The following is a 16,802-nucleotide window of genomic DNA, read 5'->3' on the forward strand; positions in this document are numbered from 1 at the left end:
GGTCCGTCAGAGGACCTGACGACGCTCGCCACGGGCCCCGTACTGGCCGCACTCGGTGCAGGCGCGGTGCGGGACGACCTTGCTGTCGCACGTGGGGCTGGCGCAGTCGACCAAGGGGGTCTTGGTCGTCTTCCACGCCGAACGACGGTGGCGCGTGTTGCTGCGCGACATCTTCCGCTTCGGGACTGCCACGGTTACTCCTCGGGTTGCTCGGTCAATCGGGTCAGGGCCGTCCACCGGGGGTCGATCGGCTCGCCGTGCGTGTGATCGGGATCATCCGCGAGCCGTGCACCGCAATCGGGGCACAGTCCCGGACACTCCGGACCACACAACGGGTGAAGCGGCAGGGCGAACACCACCGCGTCGGTCAGTACGGGTTCGAGGTCGAGCAGGTCGCCCTCGAGGGCCACCACGTCGTCGGCTTCCTCCTGGCTGGAGGGCCGGTCGTAGAGGTACAGCTCCTGGAAGTCGACGTCGAGATCCTCCTCCACGTCGTCCAGGCACCGCACACACTCGCCGGTGGCACGGGCCGAGGCCGTTCCTGTCGCCAGGACACCGTCCATCACTGCCTCGAGCCGCAGCTCGATGTCCAGCTCAGAACCCTCGGCCACGCCGTAGACGTCGTAGCCCAGACGCACCGGCGCCTCGACCGACAGGTGGTACGTGCGCTCGTTGCCCGGTCGCCGACCCAGTTCGTAGGTGTCAACCACCAGCGGTCCCGACTGCACGCCTGTCCATCCGTCGAAGTGCACAACACATCTCGGCCCGCAAGCAGGCCGACGATCATGGTAACCCGTGCGGGAGCGCCGGAGCCAATCGGCCGGACGGGGCGAGCCCGCTCCCCCGTCCGCCACCGGAAACGTCGGCGGACGGTGGCAGGCTGCCGTCGTGACCGAGGGTACCGTCCTGCACGCCGACCTCGACGCGTTCTTCGCGTCGGTCGAGCAGCGCGACGACCCCCGTCTGCGGGGTCGGCCGATCATCGTCGGCGGCGGGGTCGTGCTCGCGGCGTCCTACGAGGCCAAGGCCTTCGGCGTCCGCACCGCCTCGAGCCTGCGGGAGGCACGGCGAGCCTGCCCGGCCGCGATCGTGGTGCCGCCGCGGTTCGAGGCGTACACCCGGGCCAGCCGCGACGTGTTCGCCGTGTTCGCCGACACCAGTCCGCTCGTCGAGGCCGTCTCGATCGACGAGGCGTTCCTCGAGGTCGGGGGGCTGCGCCGCATCCGCGGCGAGCCGTCGCGCATCGCGGCCGACCTGCGTGCCGCCGTGGCCGCCCGGGTCGGCCTGCCGATCTCGGTGGGCGTCGCCCGCACCAAGTACCTGGCCAAGGTCGCCAGCGGGTCGGCCAAGCCCGACGGCCTGCTGGTCGTGCCGGTCGAGACCGAGCGGGAGTTCCTGCACGCGCTGCCGGTCGAGCGGCTGTGGGGGGTCGGAGCCGTCACGGCCGGACGGCTGCACGCGGCACACCTGCGCACCGTCGGCCAGGTCGCCGCTCTCGACGAGCGCGAGCTGGTCGCCCTGCTCGGGTCCGGGGGCGGCCGACACCTGCACGCCCTGGCCCGCGGGGAGGACCCACGGCGGGTCGACACCGGTCGCCGACGACGATCCATGGGCGCGCAGCACGCCCTCGGGTCCCGTCCGCGTCCGCGCGCCGAGGTCGAGACGATCCTGCTGGGCCTCGTCGACCGGGTCACCCGCCGGCTCCGTGCGGCCGACCGGGTCGGCGACGTCGTCACCGTCAGGCTCCGGTTCGGCGACTTCGGTGCCTCCACCACGGCACACACGCTGGCGCGACCCACCGCGCAGACGGCCGTGGTGCTCGACGTCGCCCGACGCCTCCTGGCCTCACGGTGGCCCGAGGTCGAGACCCGCGGGCTGACGCTGGTCGGGGTGTCCGTGGGAGGCCTCGACGACCATGCCGCGCAGCTGAGCCTGCCCCTCGACGACGCCCCCGATCCCGAGCTCGACCGCACGATCGACGCGGTCCGCGAGCGCTTCGGAGCGGCGTCGGTGCGCCGCGCCGGACAGCTCGACCGACCCGAGCGCGCTCCCCAGCCGATCCTGCCCGACTGACCCGGGGAGGGCGGGGGTCAGGCGGTGCCGTAGGCCTCGTGCAGGCGGGCGAGGACATGCGCCGGCACCAGGCTGGAGACGTCGCCCCCGTGGCGGGCGACCTCCTTGACCAGGCTCGACGCCAGGAAGGACCACTCCGGACTGGTGGGCACGAAGACGGTGTCGACGTCGGTGAGGCTGCCGTTCATCTGGGCCATCTGCAGCTCGTAGTCGAAGTCGCTGACCGCGCGCAGGCCCTTGACGATGGCGGCGATGCCGCGCTGCGTGCAGAAGTCCACCAGCAGACCCGAGAAGGTGTCGACCGAGACGTTGGGCAGGTGCGCGGTGGCCTCACGCAGCAGATCGAGCCGCTCGGGGATGTCGAACAGGCCGCGCTTGTTCTCGTTCACCAGCACCGCCACGACGACCTCGTCGAAGAGTCGGGCCGAGCGCTCGATGATGTCGAGGTGACCATTGGTCACAGGGTCGAAGGACCCGGGGCACACCACGGACGGCATGTCAGCGACCGTACCAAAGCGTCGTCTCGCCGTACGCCCGGTCGCGCAGCGGGGTGACAGAGGCCGGCCACACGAACGGGTCGCGGGTGGACCGCTCCACCACGAGGAGTCCGTCGGGGACGCACCACGACGGGTCGGCCAGCACCTCGACCAGCCCCGTGACGTCCTGCGTCGCCATGCCGTACGGCGGGTCGAGGACCACCAGGTGGTACGGCTCCGCGGGCGCGGTGCGGAGGAACCTCTGCGCCGTCGAGAGGTGCACCCGGGCCACGCCGGCACCGAGGTCCGTGGCGTTGCGGCGGACGACCTGGACGGCCCTGCGGTCGTGCTCCACCAGGTCCACGAGGGTCGCGCCACGGGACACCGCCTCCAGCCCGATGGCGCCGGACCCGGCGAAGAGGTCGAGCACCCGCAGACCCTCCAACCCTCCGAACTCCGACACCAGCGAGGCGAACAGGGACTCCCGCACCCGGTCGCTCGTGGGGCGGGTCACGTCACCGGCCGGGGTGTGCAGACGGCGACCCTTGAACCGGCCGGCCACGATCCGCGTCATGTGCGCTCCAGGTACTCGGCGCGCTCGCTGGCCTCGAGCGCCTCCACCGCCGCGGCGAGCGCCGGGCTGCTCGCGAGCGAGGGATCGGCTGCGACGACGGCCTCGGCCGCGGTCCGCGCCTCGGTGATCACTGACTCGTGCCTGACGACGGACAACAGACGCAGGCTCGACCGGAAGCCGGACTGCCGGGTCCCGAGCACGTCGCCCTCGCTGCGGAGCTCGACGTCGAGCCGGGACAGCTCGAACCCGTCGGTCGTCGAGGCGACCGCGACGAGTCGTTCGGCGGCGGACGAAGCGGCGTCGGTCGTCGTCACCAGCAGGCACAGACCCGGCTCCTGGCCGCGCCCGACCCGTCCTCGCAGCTGGTGCAGCTGCGACATGCCGAACCGGTCGGCGTCCATCACGACCATGACGGTCGCGTTCGGGACGTCGACCCCGACCTCGATGACGGTGGTGGCCACGAGCACGTCGACGTCGCCGGCGGCGAAGGCTCGCATCACGGCGTCCTTCTCGTCCGCCGGCAACCGGCCGTGCAGGAAACCGAGGCGCAGTCCGAGCAGCGGACCGACCTCGAGCTCGGCGAACAGGTCCGTCAGCGAACGAGTGGTGGTGGTGGCCTCGGACTCCCCGATCCTCGAGACCACGACGTACCCCTGGCGGCCCCGACCGACCTCCTCGCGGACCCGCTGCCACACCCGGTCGAGCCAGGCTGGCCGGTCGGCGACCGGGACGACCGTGGTCTGGATCGGCTGCCGGCCCGCGGGCAGCTCGCGCAGCACCGACGTCTCGAGATCGCCGAACACCGTCATGGCGACCGTGCGGGGGATGGGGGTCGCCGTCATGACCAGCACATGGGGGCGCGTCGCGGCACGGTCGACCAGCGCTGCCCGCTGCTCGACGCCGAACCGGTGCTGCTCGTCGACCACGACCAGGCCCAGGTCGGCGAAGTCGACGCCGTCGGAGAGCAGGGCGTGGGTGCCGACGACGATCCCCGCCTCGCCCGAGACGGCGTCGAGCAGGGAGGCCTGGCGGGCCTTCGCGCCCATCGACCCGGTCAGCAGACGGACCCGCGTCGCCCCCTCCGCGCCACCCAGCAGGCCCGAGGCCGCCAGGTCGCCGAGCATCGACGAGATGCTGCGGTGGTGCTGGGCGGCCAGCACCTCGGTGGGGGCGAGCAGCACCGCCTGCCCTCCGGCGTCCACCACCTGGAGCATGGCCCTCAGGGCGACGACCGTCTTGCCCGACCCGACCTCGCCCTGCAGCAGGCGGTGCATCGGATGGGGGGCCGCGAGGTCCGCCTCGATCTGTGCCGCCACCTCCAGCTGCCCGGCCGTGAGGGCGAAGGGCAGCCGGGCGTCGAACCGGTCGAGCAGTCCCCCGGTCCGCGGCGGACGCGCGGTCGCCGACGCCTCGGCCGCGGCGCGGCGCCGCTGGGCCAGCACGGTCTGGATCACGAACGCCTCCTCGAACCGGAACCGGGCCTGTGCCCGGTAGGCGGCAGCGACGTCGTGCGGCCGGTGCACGGCCTCGAACGCCTCGGCCACCGGCACGAAGCCGTGCTCGGTCCGGACCGACTCGGGCAGGGTCTCGGGCAGGTCGACCACGACGTCCAGGCACGTGCCCACCGCGCGCTCGATCGCCCACGACGACACCTTCGCCGTGGCCGGGTAGATGGGCACCACGCCTCGCGCGAGACGGTCACCGACGGCGTCGTAGTCGGGCTGGGTCAGCTGAAGACGGTTGCGGAACGATCCGACGACCCCCGCGAACAGCCCCACCTGGCCCGGCTGCATCGTGCCGCGCCACGCCTGGTTGAAGAACGTCAGGGACAGCTCGCCGGTGTCGTCGGTGACGACGACCTCGCTGCGCGTGCGCCGCCCACCGGGACCGAACCGGAAGTTCTGGGCCGACTTCACCCGGGCCATGACGGTCACGTGCATGCCTTCGACGAGGTCGCCCAGGGGCGTCAGCGCCCCCACCTCCAGGTAGCGGCGTGGGTAGTGCCGCAGCAGGTCGTCGACCGTCCGCATGCCGAAGGCCCGTTCGAGGGCCCGGGCCGACGTGTCGCCGATCGCCGCGCTCAGGCGGGCCGACGGTGTCAGGCCGGACGTCACGGTGCACCCGCCGCGGCACGGCTCGCGTCGACCGCCCGCCCCGACCCCGCCGGGCGCGTCCTCCTCATTCGACCGCGAGGAACAGCGGGTAGTTCTCCTGGCCACCCTCGTGCACCTCGGCGTCGACGTCGGGCCGGGACCGCGCGAGGTGACGGACCAGCGCCGGACCGAGGTCCTCCTCCGCCCCGTGCCCGGTGACGACGGTGACGAGCTCGGAGGCCGGCGAGAGCAGCCGCTCGAGGACCGCGGCGGCCACCTCGAGCTGGCCACCTCCCACGACGGCGAAGTCGCCGCTGACGACGCCGAGCACGTCACCGGCCACGCACGGACCCACCATCGTCATGCCCGGCTCGGTGGCCACCGTCACGGCGCCGTGCGCCGTGTGCCCGGCCGCGCTCGACATCGCGACCACGTCGTCGTCGAAGTCGATGCCCGCGTCGTGGACGGCCAGCGCCGCAAGACCCTGCACCTGCGCCGCGGTGGGGATGACCGCGACCCGCACCCCCGACTGCCGGGCCTCCTTGGCCGCCGCCTCGAACAGACCCACGTACCGCTGGTTGTTCGGCAGCACGATGACCTCGTCGGCGTCGGTGCCGAGGATCGTCCGCCGCACGAGGTCGCCGCCCAGGGGCTCGTCGCGGGTGAACGGCACCGCGACCGCCCCGGCCTGCTCGCACAGGGCGGTGATGCCCGGCCCCGTGGTGGCGACCACGACGACGCGTCGGCCGGCGGAGCGGCGCTGGCGGGCGACCTGGTCGGCGAAGTGGGTCACGGTGATGCGGCGCGGGTGCCCCGCGGCGATCCCGGCCTCGATGGCGGCTCCGACGTCGTCGACGTGCACGTGCACGTTCCACAACCCGTCGCCGCCCACCACGACGAGAGAGTCGCCCAGCGGAGCGAGGGCCCGGCGCAGCTCGGCGATGCGGTCGTCGTCGGCGTCGAGCAGGTACATGACCTCGTAGCCGGGTCCTCCCTCGACCAGGTCGTCACCCGCGGCCACCGGCACGGGCACCGTCGCGCTCACCGGGTCCGGCATGCGGCCGGTGAGCGCCTGCTCGGTCGCGTCCAGCACCACGACGAGCGCTCGGCCGCCGGCGTCGACCACCCCGGCCCGCGCCAGGACCTCCATCTGTTCGGGGGTGCGCCGCAGACCCTTGCGGGCGGCGGCGGCGGCGATCGTGAACGCGTCACGGGCGTCGCGCCCCTCCTCGGCCGCGCGGCGCGCACCCTCGCTGGCGGCGCGCGCCACCGACAGGATCGTGCCCTCCTTCGGGTCGCCGACCGCCACGTACGAGGCGTCGGTGGCCCGTTCAAAGGCCTCGGCCACGTGCGCCGCGTCGACCTCGCCGTCCAGCGGCAGGCCAGCGAAGCACCCCCGCACCAGCTGGGACAGGATGACGCCGGAGTTGCCCCGCGCGCCGGTCAGGAGGCCGTCGAGATAGTGCCGGACCAGGGCCGGCAGCTCGAGATCCGCCGGAGCGTCGGCGACCGCCTCCGCACCGGACACGAAGGTCAGGTAGGCGTTGGTGCCGGTGTCGCTGTCCGGCACCGGGAACACGTTCATCGCGTCGATCTCGGCCCGGGTCGACGACAGCGACGCGACGCACAGCTCGGTCCACGCGGTGAATGCCGCGGCATCGATACGCAGGACCATGCGCTAGAGGTTATCGCCCGACCAGGGCTGCGGGTGGGAGGCGTCGAACCAGGCCCGTCCGGGCGTGCGCCGAGCCGATTCGCCTCACGGCGGGGAGGTCGGCTATTCTTGAGCGGTTGCTCTCCGGCGTCCTCGCCGGCGGGCCCATCGTCCCCGTACTTTCGAGAATGAACTTCAGGAGTGGTCACCGTGGCAGCCGTCTGTGATGTGTGCAGCAAGGGACCCGGCTTCGGTCACAACGTCTCCCACTCGCACCGGCGCACCAAGCGCCGCTTCGACCCGAACATCCAGCGGGTGCGCGCGGTCGTCAACGGCACGCCGCAGCGGGTCAACGTGTGCACGTCCTGCCTGAAGGCCGGCAAGGTCTCGCGCTAGTCACTACAGTCCGGGGTGTGAAGAACACCTCCGACACCCGCGTCCACGCCTTCGGTGACGACGCGATCGGCGATCTCGACGCTGTCGGGGTCGCCGATGCCATTGCCAGCGGCACCATCACGGCCGTCGAGGCCACCGAGGCGGCGATCGCCCGGGCCGAGTCCGTCGAGCCGCACCTCTCCGGCATCGTGCACCGCGCGTTCGACGCGGCCCTGGCCGAAGCGGCAGCCCCCGCTCCCGGGGTCTTCTCCGGCGTGCCCACCTTCATCAAGGACAACACCGCCGTGGCCGGGATGCCGACCAACCACGGCACCCGCGCCTTCGTGGCCCGCCCGGCCCCCGCCGACGAACCGTTCACGCGTCAGTACCGCTCGACCGGTGCCGTGGTGCTGGGCAAGACGACCCTGCCGGAGTTCGGCTTCAACGCCTCGACGGAGTTCGAGGACGGCCGACCGACCCGCAATCCCTGGCACACCGACTACTCGTGCGGGGCGTCGTCCGGTGGATCAGCGGCGATGGTCGCGTCCGGGGTGGTGCCCTTCGCCCACGCCAACGACGGTGGCGGCTCGATCCGGATCCCGGCCGCCGCCTGCGGTCTGGTGGGGCTCAAGATGACCCGCGGCCGCGAGGAGATCGGCGCGGACGCCAAGGGCATGCCGGTCAACATCGTGTCCAACGGCATCGTGAGCCGCTCCGTCCGGGACAGTGCCGCCTTCGCTGCGGCGATCGAGCAGTACCGCCCGGTCGCCCGCCTGCCGCGCATCGGTCACGTGACGGGTCCGTCGACCCGCCGCCTGCGGATCGGGCTCATCCTCGACTCGCTGACCCCCGAGCCCACCGACGACGAGACCCGCGCCGCGGTGCTGGACGTGGCCGAACTGGCTCGTGGCCTGGGCCACCGGGTCGTCGAACGGCCGCTCCCGGTCGGTCCGGAGTTCGTCAAGCACTTCTCGAACTACTGGGCCCTGCTGGGCTTCTCGCTGCACCGGTTCGGTCCCCGGCTGATGGACCCGAGCTACGACCGCAGCCGCAACGACGCGTTGACCAAAGGGCTGGCGCGCGAGTTCTCACGGCGTCCCTGGACCCTGCCGGGCACGATCGCGGGTCTGCGGCGCTCGACGCAGATCTACCGCGAGGCCTTCCGGGACGTCGACGTGATCATGTCCCCGGTGCTGGCGCACACCACGCCGCTGCTCGGGCACCTGTCACCGGCGAACGGTTTCGACGTGCTGTTCCCCCGCCTGCTGCAGTACGTGGGCTTCACGCCCGCCAACAACGCCAGCGGCGGGCCGGCCATCTCGCTGCCGCTCGCGCAGACCTCGACCGGGCTGCCGCTGGGCATCCACGTGTCGGCCGACCTCGGGGACGAGCGCACCCTGCTGGAGCTGGCCTTCGAGCTCGAGGAAGCCCGACCCTTCGCCCGCATCCACCCCTGAAACCCGACCCAGAAGTGCTCCCGAACGCACCCTTTTCGTCCTCGAAACGGTTGATCCGGGAGCACTTCTGGGTTGGGATCAGCGGAAGTGCTGGTGGCCCGGGTCGCCGTCGTACGGTGATCCGTCGACGAGCACGGCGGCCTCGCCGTCGGACACCCGGCCGATCTGCGTCCACCCGTCGGGCAGCGGGGTCTCGGCGCTGAAGGTCGCCGCCAACGCGTAGTCGTCGCCCCCGGTCAGCACGAACGACACCGGGTCGCGGCCGAGGGCCTCCCCCACCGTGACGACGGCCTCCGGGACGGTCAGTCGTGAGGACTCCAGCTCGATCCGCACCCCGCTGGCCCGCGCCACGTGGCCGAGGTCGGCGAGCAGCCCGTCACTGACGTCCACCAGCGAGGTCGCGCCGGCAGCAGCCGCCTGCGGGCCCGCCGCGTACGGCGGATGAGGCACCCGGTGGGCGTCGACGGCTGCCCGGGGCGAGCGGAACCCACGGCTCAGCGCCGCGAAGCCGGCGCCGGCCAGCCCCAGCGTGCCGGCGACCGCGACGACGTCACCGGGAAGTGCACCCGCCCGGCGCACGGGCCGCGGAGCGTCGCCGATCGCCGTCACCGCCACCACGACGACCTCGGCCGCGGTCACGTCGCCGCCGACGACCTGGGCGCCGACGAGGTCGCACTCGCTGACGAAGCCGCGGGTGAACTCCTCGGCCCACGCGACGGGCAGGCTCGCCGGCGCCCCGAGACCGATCGTGAGGGCCGTGGCGATGCCACCCATCGCGTTGATGTCCGACAGGTTGCACGCCGCGGCCTTGCGACCGACCTCCGCGGCCGTGGACCAGTCGCGCCTGAAGTGGCGGTTCTCGATCAGCAGGTCGGTCGTGACCAGCACGTGCCCGTCACGGGTGGCCACCTGGGCGGCATCGTCACCCGGTCCGATCAGGACCCGGGGATCGGACCCGATGATCCGGCGCACCCGGTCGATCAGCCCGAACTCCCCCAGCTCGCCCACGGTCAGGACGGACACGTCGTCAGGTCGACCCGCAGATGGCTCCATCACCCCATTCTGACGCACGCGGCCCTCGGGCCCGCGCGCCCGTCCGGTAGCGTGGGCAGGTCCCCGTACCGCCCCGAAGGAGCCCCGATGACCGTGCAGGCCTACGTCCTGGTCCAGACCGAGGTCGGCAAGGCGGCCGAGGTCGCCGAGGCGATCGCCGGGATCGACGGGGTGACGACGTCCGAGGACGTCACCGGTCCCTACGACGTGATCGTGCGGGCCCAGGGCACGTCGATGGACCAGCTCGGGACCCTCGTCGTCGGCACCATCCAGAAGGTCCCCGGGATCACCCGGACGTTGACCTGCCCCGTCGTCCGGATCTGAGCCGCCCGGCCACGTCAGCGCAGACCCGTGTCGCGGTCGAGCGCCAGGCGCACGAGCCGGTCGACGAGGTCCTCGTACCGCACGCCTGACGCCTCCCACAGCAGCGGGAACATCGAGAACGGGGTGAAGCCCGGCATCGTGTTGATCTCGTTGACGACCAGACCGTCGTCGGTGAGGAAGAAGTCGACGCGCGCCAGGCCCTCGCAGCCGACGGCCTCGAAGGCCTGCACGGCGTAGGTCCGGATCCGCTCGCTGAGCGTGACCGGGATGTCGGCCGGGACCAGGTTGACGCTGGTCCCGTCGAGGTACTTGGCCTCGAAGTCGTAGAAGTCGTGGTCGGACTCCGCGGCGACGGTGATCTCGCCGACGACGCTGGCCACCGGCCGGCCGTCCGGGCCCTGCAGGACGCCGCACTCCAGCTCACGCTTGCCCCGGGCGAACGCCTCGACGATGACCTTGGGGTCGAAGGCCCGAGCGGCCACGACGGCAGCGTCCAGGTCGTCCCACGACTCGACCATCGCGACCCCCGAGCTGGACCCCGCTCTCGCCGGCTTCACGAACACGGGCAGCCCGAGCGCGCGGATGCGGGCCTCGACCCGGGACCGCTCGCGGTTCCACTCCCACGGCCGGATGGTGACGTACGGGATCTGCGGGAGACCGGCCGCAGAGAAGACGGTCTTGGTGAACGGCTTGTCCATGCTGACCGCGCTCGCCAGCACGCCGGCGCCGACGTACCGGATGTCGGCCATCTCCAGCAGCCCCTGGACCGTTCCGTCCTCGCCCCACGGACCGTGCAGCAGCGGGAACACGGCATCGAACTCCGCCAACCGCTCCCACGCGAAGACCGGACCGTCGGCACGGACCGCCGGCAGGGTGCCGGGGGCCAGGTCGTCCCACCGAGCGGTCTCCTCGACCCAGGCACCGTCGGTCGTGATGCCGATCGGTCGGACGTCGTAGCGATCGGGGTCGAGGGCCGCGAGCACCTCACGAGCGGTCAGGCACGACACGCCGTGCTCGCTGGACCTGCCGCCGAACACGACGGCGAGCCGGGGGCGGCGGACGCTGGTACCGGGGTTCGGGGACATCACACCGGAGCCTATAGCCCGCACCGGGGTCGACCTGCACAATGGACGCATGCGATCTCGACCACGTGCGCCCGAGACCGTCGCCGTCGCCGCGGGTCGCCCCGCCGCGACCCCCGGGGGTCCGCTCAACTCACCGATCACGCTGGCCAGCGCGCTGGTCCCGGGAGGCGACTCGGAGTACGCGCGCCACGGCAACCCGACCTGGACCGACTTCGAGGCGGCGCTGGGGGCGCTCGAGGGCGGTCGCGCGCTGGCGTTCGCCTCCGGCATGGCCGCCACCACCGCGCTGCTCGAGCTGGTGCCACCCGGGGGGACCGTCGTGGCGGCTGCCGGCTCGTACTACGGCACCACCAGCCAGCTGTCCGAACGCGTCCGTCGCGGCCAGGTGGACCTGCGTCTGGTCGACGTGACCGACACCGAGGCGGTCGTGCGAGCCTCGGAGGATGCGGCGCTGCTGTGGCTGGAGTCCCCGACCAATCCCGGTCTCGACGTCGCCGACATCCGCACGATCGCCTCCACCGTCTCGGCCGCGGGGACCGCCGTCGCCGTCGACAACACCTTCGCCACCCCCCTGCGCCAGAAGCCGCTCGAGCTCGGAGCGGACTTCGTGGTGCACTCCGCGTCCAAGCTGATCGCCGGACACAGCGACGTGGTCCTGGGCGCGGTCGTCACCAACGACGACCGTGCGTACCGGGCCCTCGCGTCACGACGCAGCAGCCACGGGGCGATCCCGGGGGCCCTGGAGACCTACCTGGCCCTGCGCGGCCTGCGCACCCTGCACGTGAGGCTCGACCGCGCCGAGCAGAACGCCCGGGAGCTCAGCTCACGACTGGCCCTCGCGCCGCAGGTCACGGGCCTGCGCTACCCGGGGTTCGGCACCATCATCGCGTTCGAGGTGGCCGCGGGACCGGTGGCGGCCCAGAAGATGACCGAGGTCAGCCGGCTGATCACCTACGCGACGAGCCTCGGCGGCGTGGAGTCCACCTGGGAGCGGCGACGCCGCCACACCAACGAGCCGGTCGACGTGCCGGAGTCGCTCGTGCGGCTCTCGGTGGGCATCGAGCACGTCGACGACCTGTGGGACGACCTGGCGGCCGCGCTCGACGTGGTGGGCTGACCGGCCCGGCTCAGCGCACCTCCGGCTGGGTGGCCCGCGAGATCATCGCGGCGACCAGCTCCCGCGGGCCGACCTCGCCCTTCACGAGCGCGTTGACCCCCTGGACGATCGGCATGTCGACACCGTGCAGCTCGGCCAGCTCCTTGACCGAGGTGCAGGACTTGACCCCCTCGGCCACCTGCCGGGTCTGGGCGACGACCTCGTCGACCGTCAACCCCTGGCCGAGCTTCTCGCCGAAGCTGCGGTTGCGCGACAACGGCGAGGAGCACGTGGCCACCAGGTCGCCCATGCCGGCCAGCCCCGAGAACGTCAGCGGGTCCGCGCCCAGCGCGGCACCCAGCCGGGCGGTCTCGGCGAGGCCACGGGTGATGATCGACGCCTTGGCGTTGTCGCCGAAGCCGAGGCCGACCGCCACGCCGACGGCCAGCCCGATGACGTTCTTGGTGGTGCCGCCGAGCTCGCACCCCACGACGTCGTCGTTGGTGTACGGCCGGAAGGTCGGCGAGTGGCAGATCCGCTGCAGGGACTCGGCCACCTGCCGGTCGGCGCAGGCGACGACACTCGCGGCCGGTTCCCGCTCGGCGATCTCGCGGGCGAGGTTCGGTCCGCTCACGACCGCGATCCGTTCGGGCCCGGCACCGGTGAGCTCGGCGATGACCTCGCTCATGCGCAGGTGGGTGCCCAGCTCGACGCCCTTCATGAGGCTCACCAGCACGGCGTCGGGTCCGATGTGCCGCCCCCAGTCGGTGAGGTTGGCCCGCAGCTGCTGGGACGGGACGGCGAGCACCACGACCTCGGCACCGGCCAGCGCCTCGGCGGGGTCCGACGTCGCACGGACGGCGTCCGGCAGCTCGATCCCGGGCAGGTAGTCAGGGTTCTCGTGGGTCGTCGAGATCGCCTCGCACAGCTCGGCGCGACGCCCCCACATCGTCACGTCGTTGCCGGCATCGGCGAGCACCAGCGCGAACGCGGTGCCCCATGATCCGGCACCCATCACGGCGATCGTGGCCATCTAGGGCTCCAGTCTCTTGTAGGTGGTCCGGGGTGGCTCGAGGGTGCGGACGTCCAGTCGCGGCCGGGTCGGCAGCTCGCCGCGCACCTCGGCCAGCATGGTGGTGAGGGTGTCCATCAACCGGTCGGTCGCCTCGTGCAGGAGGTCCTCGGTGAGCGGGCGCCCCTCGAGGTCGCTGAGGTCGACGGGATCTCCGATGCGGATCCGCACCGTCTTGCGCGGCAGGAGCCGGAGGCGGCGCGAGTAGGGCCACAGGATCTCCTGTGCTCCCCACTGCGCCATCGGGACCAGAGGGCGCCCGGTGGCCAGCGCGACCCGCACCGCCCCGGTCCTCCCGGACATGGGCCAGGCGTCGGGATCACGGGTGAGGGTGCCCTCGGGGTAGATGGTCACGACCTGGCCTGCCTCGACGGCGCGCACGGCTGCCTGCAGCGACTCCGCCGCGCCCTCGGTGTTGCGGTAGACGGGGATCTGCTCGGTGCCCCGCAGCAGCCGGCCGCCGACCGGCAGCGTCATCAGCGTGTCCTTGGCCAGGAATCTCGGCGCGATGCCGTGGTCGACCATGAAGTGGGAGATCAGGAACGGATCGAGGTGCGAGAGGTGGTTGGGCGCGAGCACGTACCCACCGGTCGGCAGCCGGTCGGCGCCGGACCAGTCCCGACGGGTGAAGACCTGCAGGAAGGGCCGGATCACCCGCACGACCCACCGCGTCGTCCGCGGCATGCCCGACCACCTGCTCATGCCCCGACCCTAGTCCCTGCCCGGACCCACCGTGACGAGCATCACCGGGAGCGACTACGGTCGCTTCTGACACGACATCTTTTCGCTCAGGAGGACCCATGGCCCTGCTCCCCGGCAACCCCGCTGCGCTGATCAGCCGCGCCGACAAGACCATCAACAACGTCGACGTGGTGCTGGGACGTGTCGACGGCACGCTCAGCTCGGTCGACAGCACCCTGACCACGGTCAGCGGGACCCTCACCGAGACCCACGAGGTGCTGACCCAGGTCAAGGACCTGCTGACCGAGCTGGCCGGTGAGCTGGAGCTGATCAAGCAGGTCCCGCAGATCGCCGAGCAGGTCGCCGCCATCCACGCGGCGGTGACGTCGAAGGGCTAGCCCCCACCGGATGCGCGGGATTCTGGTCGGATTCCGCCGAGAGAACGCCCACCAAACTCCACGAATCGCCGGCGTGGGCCGGGGGCGGTCAGCTGCCGGGAAGGAGTCCGGCGACCAGTCGCTCGACGATGTCCTCGCTCGAGGTACCGGGGTCGATCGGCGTGGTGAGCCGGTCGAGCATCAGGCCGTCGATCGCGTAGTGGAACAAGGCGATCTCCTCACGGCCGCCGGGAAGCCCCGCACCGAGGTTGAACTCGACGTCGGCGTCGAATCCGGCCCGTAGCCACTCGCCGAGACGATCCGCGACCTCGGGGCGCCTCGCAGCCTCGAGACGAAGTTCGAACAGCGCCAGCGTCACGTCCCGCTCAGCCGTCAGGCGGGCGACGATGTCCCGCAGGTAGTCCGCGAACGTCTCGCGGTCACGCGGCCGGACCGCGAGACGCGCATGGATCTCGGGGTCCGGAGCGATCCGCTCGCCGATCCGGTCCACGAGCGCCGCCACCAACGAGTCCCGGGTCCGGAAGTAGTTGGACGTCGTGCCCACCGGGACGCCGGCCTCGGCATCGACCGCTCGGTGGGTCAGGCCTCGAGCACCCTCGCCGGCCATGACCCGCAGACCGGCATCGGCGAGGTCACGTCGGCGTTCGGCATTGGGGGCCATGACCGACACCCTAGTTCATGCACAACATCTGTAGTAGTCTCGAACTCACTACAGATGTTGTGATGGGAGATCGCATGCGTGAACTGACCTACCTCGTCGCCGTCAGTCTCGACGGCCTGATCGCCGCGCCCGACGGGAGCTACGACGCCTTCTCGACCGAGGGCGACCACATGGACGTGCTGTTCGACGAGTACGCCGACACCATCCCGACTCACGTGCAGGACGCTGTCGGCATCACCTCAGACCAGTCACGCTTCGACACCGTCGTGATGGGGTGGGACACCTACCTGCCCGCGCTCTCGGTCGGGATCGACAATCCGTACAGACACCTGCGCCAGGTCGTGGCGTCCCGCCGGTCTCGCACGGTGCCGGCTGGGATCACGGTGACCGCGGACCCACTCGAGACGGTCCGGGCACTCAAGGCGGACACCCACGGCACCGGCGTCTACCTGGCGGGCGGTGGTCAGCTGGCCGCCACCGTCATCGACGAGATCGACCACCTGGTCCTGAAGATCAATCCGCTGCTGCTCGGCGACGGCATCCGCCTCTTCGGCAAGACGACCCACATGCCCCGTGGCTTTGCCCTCACCTCGACCCGAGCCTGCGATTCAGGCGTCGTGATCGCCGAGTACAGCCGGTGCCGTTGACTCCGTTCAGCCGGAAGGTCGGACCGACCAGTGCGCGACGAGCCGTCGGTGCCGGTGGGTGAACAGGGCCCCGACCACGCGCGGGGCCACCCACCCGGCACCGCGCCGTGGCTCGAAGGTGAGTTCGTCCCGCACCCGGCAGGAGTGGTCGTCGACCGGCTCCACGGTCCGTTCGTGCTGCCACACCGGGGCACTGAACATGCGTGAGCGCTCCAGGAATCGTCGCCCGGGACCGACCTCGGCGATCGTGATGTCGTCGAAGTCGACCGGCACGACACCGAACATCCGTACCCAGGAGCGCCCGACCCGGTGCGGTGGCACGACGGAGTCGAGGCTGAGCCCGTCGGCCCCGGCCGGGACCGTCATCGACAGCCAGGGCCGCAGCTCGTGGTCGATCCCGTCGAAGGTCACGGCGCGCGACCACACGTCGTCGGCAGCTGCCGGCACCACGGACTCCCGCGTGACGACGTGCTGCCGGCCCATCAGAGGGTGGCGGGCTTGAAGGCGGGGCGAGCCGCCTCGTGCGCCGCGATGTCGGCCTCGTGGCTCAACGTGATGCCCACGTCGTCGAGACCCTCCAGCAGCCGCCACCGCGTGTAGTCGTCGATCGTGAAGGAGTCCTCGATCGCGTCCGGGCCCTCGCCGGCTCGGACGGTCCGCTCCTCGAGGTCGACCGAGATCGTCGCGCCCGGGTGCTCGTCGAGGTGGTCCCAGAGCCGCTGGACGACCTTGTCGTCGACCTGGGCCGCCAGCAGCCCGGCCTTCCCGGAGTTGCCGCGGAAGATGTCACCGAAGCGCGGCGAGATGACGACCTTGAAGCCGTAGTTCTGCAGGGCCCAGACCGCGTGCTCGCGCGAGGACCCGGTGCCGAAGTCGGGTCCGGCGACGAGCACGGTTGCTTCGCGGTAGGCGTCCTGGTTGAGGACGAACTCGGGGTCGTTGCGCCACGCGGAGAACAGACCCTCCTCGAACCCGTCGCGGGTGACCTTCTTGAGCCAGACCGCCGGGATGATCTGGTCGGTGTCGACGTTGCTGCGGCGCAGCGGGGCGCCGACGCCGGTGTGGCGGGTGAACTTCTCCATG

The 16,802-nt window shown here is 71.9% G+C and carries 20 protein-coding genes; 7 read left to right on the top strand and 13 right to left on the bottom strand.

The window, feature by feature from the left end:
* Window positions 1-6: 6 nt before the first annotated feature.
* Both rpmF and HMPREF0063_RS08305 read right to left on the bottom strand, forming a co-directional pair.
* On the bottom strand, window positions 7-192 hold the full coding sequence (rpmF, locus tag HMPREF0063_RS08300) for a 50S ribosomal protein L32 (protein ID WP_007078217.1): 186 nt from the start codon (window positions 190-192) through the stop codon (window positions 7-9).
* A 2-nt stretch (window positions 193-194) separates the two neighbouring features.
* Window positions 195-710, bottom strand: a complete 516-nt coding sequence (locus HMPREF0063_RS08305; protein WP_245527697.1) for a YceD family protein — start codon at window positions 708-710, stop codon at window positions 195-197.
* A gap of 178 nt (window positions 711-888) precedes the next feature.
* Between HMPREF0063_RS08305 and dinB the strand changes: the two genes are divergently transcribed.
* Complete coding sequence (dinB, locus tag HMPREF0063_RS08310; RefSeq protein ID WP_040320195.1) at window positions 889-2,073, top strand: DNA polymerase IV; 1,185 nt, start codon at window positions 889-891, stop codon at window positions 2,071-2,073.
* Window positions 2,074-2,090: 17 nt separating this feature from the next.
* Here dinB and coaD read toward each other — a convergent pair whose 3' ends face one another.
* The 4 genes from coaD to HMPREF0063_RS08330 all read right to left on the bottom strand — a co-directional run bounded on the left by coaD (window position 2,091) and on the right by HMPREF0063_RS08330 (window position 6,891).
* Window positions 2,091-2,570, bottom strand: a complete 480-nt coding sequence (gene coaD / locus HMPREF0063_RS08315) for a pantetheine-phosphate adenylyltransferase (RefSeq protein ID WP_007078220.1) — start codon at window positions 2,568-2,570, stop codon at window positions 2,091-2,093.
* Between the two features lies 1 nt (window position 2,571).
* Complete coding sequence (gene rsmD, locus HMPREF0063_RS08320; protein WP_007078221.1) at window positions 2,572-3,123, bottom strand: 16S rRNA (guanine(966)-N(2))-methyltransferase RsmD; 552 nt, start codon at window positions 3,121-3,123, stop codon at window positions 2,572-2,574.
* A complete protein-coding gene (locus HMPREF0063_RS08325) occupies window positions 3,120-5,237 on the bottom strand; it encodes an ATP-dependent DNA helicase RecG (protein WP_007078222.1) in 2,118 nt (705 codons plus the stop codon). Before HMPREF0063_RS08325 ends, rsmD begins: the two co-directional genes overlap by 4 nt.
* A 64-nt stretch (window positions 5,238-5,301) precedes the next feature.
* A complete protein-coding gene (locus HMPREF0063_RS08330) occupies window positions 5,302-6,891 on the bottom strand; it encodes a DAK2 domain-containing protein (RefSeq protein ID WP_007078223.1) in 1,590 nt (529 codons plus the stop codon).
* 189 nt (window positions 6,892-7,080) lie between these two features.
* Between HMPREF0063_RS08330 and rpmB the strand changes: the two genes are divergently transcribed.
* Window positions 7,081-7,266 (top strand): 50S ribosomal protein L28, encoded by a 186-nt coding sequence (gene rpmB, locus HMPREF0063_RS08335; protein ID WP_040320687.1) that lies wholly within the window; start codon window positions 7,081-7,083, stop codon window positions 7,264-7,266.
* Between the two features lie 17 nt (window positions 7,267-7,283).
* A complete protein-coding gene (locus HMPREF0063_RS08340) occupies window positions 7,284-8,702 on the top strand; it encodes an amidase (protein ID WP_007078226.1) in 1,419 nt (472 codons plus the stop codon).
* A gap of 78 nt (window positions 8,703-8,780) precedes the next feature.
* Here HMPREF0063_RS08340 and HMPREF0063_RS08345 read toward each other — a convergent pair whose 3' ends face one another.
* Window positions 8,781-9,755, bottom strand: coding sequence for a thiamine-phosphate kinase (locus HMPREF0063_RS08345; protein ID WP_050760931.1), 975 nt, complete (start codon window positions 9,753-9,755; stop codon window positions 8,781-8,783).
* Between the two features lie 87 nt (window positions 9,756-9,842).
* Between HMPREF0063_RS08345 and HMPREF0063_RS08350 the strand changes: the two genes are divergently transcribed.
* Window positions 9,843-10,079, top strand: coding sequence for an Lrp/AsnC family transcriptional regulator (locus HMPREF0063_RS08350; RefSeq protein ID WP_040320196.1), 237 nt, complete (start codon window positions 9,843-9,845; stop codon window positions 10,077-10,079).
* Window positions 10,080-10,093: 14 nt separating this feature from the next.
* On the opposite strand, the gene HMPREF0063_RS08355 is transcribed toward HMPREF0063_RS08350, so the two are convergent.
* Window positions 10,094-11,164 (bottom strand): D-alanine--D-alanine ligase family protein, encoded by a 1,071-nt coding sequence (locus HMPREF0063_RS08355; protein WP_007078228.1) that lies wholly within the window; start codon window positions 11,162-11,164, stop codon window positions 10,094-10,096.
* Window positions 11,165-11,213: 49 nt separating this feature from the next.
* Between HMPREF0063_RS08355 and HMPREF0063_RS08360 the strand changes: the two genes are divergently transcribed.
* Complete coding sequence (locus HMPREF0063_RS08360; protein ID WP_007078229.1) at window positions 11,214-12,281, top strand: trans-sulfuration enzyme family protein; 1,068 nt, start codon at window positions 11,214-11,216, stop codon at window positions 12,279-12,281.
* 10 nt (window positions 12,282-12,291) lie between these two features.
* Here the strand turns inward: HMPREF0063_RS08360 and HMPREF0063_RS16580 are convergent, their stop codons facing one another.
* Together HMPREF0063_RS16580 and HMPREF0063_RS16585 are read right to left on the bottom strand one after the other, a co-directional pair.
* The gene (locus tag HMPREF0063_RS16580; protein ID WP_007078230.1) at window positions 12,292-13,293 is read right to left on the bottom strand and encodes an NAD(P)H-dependent glycerol-3-phosphate dehydrogenase; all 1,002 of its coding nucleotides are present in this window, start codon (window positions 13,291-13,293) and stop codon (window positions 12,292-12,294) included.
* Window positions 13,294-14,034, bottom strand: coding sequence for a lysophospholipid acyltransferase family protein (locus HMPREF0063_RS16585; protein ID WP_007078231.1), 741 nt, complete (start codon window positions 14,032-14,034; stop codon window positions 13,294-13,296).
* Between the two features lie 98 nt (window positions 14,035-14,132).
* Between HMPREF0063_RS16585 and HMPREF0063_RS08375 the strand changes: the two genes are divergently transcribed.
* The gene (locus tag HMPREF0063_RS08375; RefSeq protein ID WP_007078232.1) at window positions 14,133-14,411 is read left to right on the top strand and encodes a hypothetical protein; all 279 of its coding nucleotides are present in this window, start codon (window positions 14,133-14,135) and stop codon (window positions 14,409-14,411) included.
* Window positions 14,412-14,499: 88 nt separating this feature from the next.
* Here the strand turns inward: HMPREF0063_RS08375 and HMPREF0063_RS08380 are convergent, their stop codons facing one another.
* Complete coding sequence (locus HMPREF0063_RS08380) at window positions 14,500-15,072, bottom strand: TetR/AcrR family transcriptional regulator (protein WP_040320197.1); 573 nt, start codon at window positions 15,070-15,072, stop codon at window positions 14,500-14,502.
* Between the two features lie 74 nt (window positions 15,073-15,146).
* Between HMPREF0063_RS08380 and HMPREF0063_RS08385 the strand changes: the two genes are divergently transcribed.
* Complete coding sequence (locus tag HMPREF0063_RS08385) at window positions 15,147-15,719, top strand: dihydrofolate reductase family protein (protein WP_007078234.1); 573 nt, start codon at window positions 15,147-15,149, stop codon at window positions 15,717-15,719.
* A 6-nt stretch (window positions 15,720-15,725) separates the two neighbouring features.
* Here HMPREF0063_RS08385 and HMPREF0063_RS08390 read toward each other — a convergent pair whose 3' ends face one another.
* Together HMPREF0063_RS08390 and leuD are read right to left on the bottom strand one after the other, a co-directional pair.
* Complete coding sequence (locus HMPREF0063_RS08390; protein ID WP_007078235.1) at window positions 15,726-16,202, bottom strand: hypothetical protein; 477 nt, start codon at window positions 16,200-16,202, stop codon at window positions 15,726-15,728.
* Entirely contained in the window at window positions 16,202-16,801 is a 600-nt protein-coding gene (gene leuD, locus HMPREF0063_RS08395; protein ID WP_007078236.1) for a 3-isopropylmalate dehydratase small subunit, read from the bottom strand. Before leuD ends, HMPREF0063_RS08390 begins: the two co-directional genes overlap by 1 nt.
* Between the last annotated feature and the right edge of the window lies 1 nt (window position 16,802).

It is taken from the genome of Aeromicrobium marinum DSM 15272 (assembly GCF_000160775.2).
In the GTDB taxonomy this organism is placed as follows: Bacteria; Actinomycetota; Actinomycetes; order Propionibacteriales; family Nocardioidaceae; genus Aeromicrobium; species Aeromicrobium marinum.